Source organism: Rouxiella badensis, assembly GCF_002093665.1.
Lineage (GTDB): Bacteria > Pseudomonadota > Gammaproteobacteria > Enterobacterales > Enterobacteriaceae > Rouxiella > Rouxiella badensis.
The window spans coordinates 1-1,076 of the sequence record NZ_MRWE01000067.1 but is presented as its reverse complement, the minus strand read 5'-3'; the positions used below and the strand labels follow the sequence as shown (position 1 = coordinate 1,076).

General features: G+C 51.1%; 1 protein-coding gene. It reads right to left on the bottom strand.

Annotated features, from left to right (window positions below):
• Positions 1 to 1,076: elongation factor Tu (gene tuf, locus BS640_RS21815; protein WP_139802858.1), on the bottom strand; the 1,076-nt coding region annotated here is incomplete at both ends.

Genomic DNA, 1,076 nt, shown 5'->3' with positions numbered 1-1,076 from the left:
GTACGGCCGCCTTCACGGATTGCGAAACGCAGACCGTCATCCATCGCGATTGGGTGGATCAGGGTAACAACCATGTTCACGTTGTCACCAGGCATTACCATCTCAACGCCTTCTGGCAGTTCGATGGTACCGGTCACGTCAGTTGTACGGAAGTAGAACTGTGGACGGTAGCCTTTGAAGAACGGAGTATGACGACCGCCTTCATCTTTGCTCAGGATATAAACTTCTGAGTCAAATTTGGTGTGTGGTTTGATTGAACCTGGTTTAGCCAGAACCTGACCACGTTCGATGTCTTCACGCTTGATACCACGCAGCAGAACACCAACGTTCTCGCCTGCACGACCTTCGTCCAGCAGTTTACGGAACATTTCAACGCCAGTACAAGTAGACTTAACAGTGTCCTTGATACCCACGATTTCAACTTCTTCACCAACTTTAACGATACCGCGCTCAACACGACCGGTAACAACGGTACCACGACCGGAGATGGAGAATACGTCTTCGATTGGCAGCAGGAACGGCTTGTCGATAGCGCGCTCTGGTTCTGGGATGTAAGAATCCAGGAAACCAGCCAGTTCGATGATTTTAGCTTCCCACTCTGGCTCGCCTTCCAGTGCTTTCAGCGCTGAACCACGAACAACTGGCAGGTCATCACCAGGGAAGTCATAAGCAGACAGAAGTTCACGAACTTCCATTTCTACCAGTTCCAGCAGCTCTTCATCATCAACCATGTCACATTTGTTCATGAATACGATGATGAAAGGAACGCCAACCTGACGACCCAGCAGGATGTGCTCACGAGTCTGTGGCATAGGGCCATCAGTCGCAGCAACAACCAGGATAGCGCCGTCCATCTGAGCAGCACCGGTGATCATGTTTTTAACGTAGTCGGCGTGCCCTGGGCAGTCAACGTGCGCGTAGTGACGTGATGGGGTGTCATACTCAACGTGGGAAGTGTTGATGGTGATACCACGTGCTTTTTCTTCTGGTGCGTTATCGATCTGGTCGAATGCACGAGCAGAACCGCCGTAGGTTTTAGCCAGAACGGTGGTGATAGCAGCAGTCAGGGTAGTTTT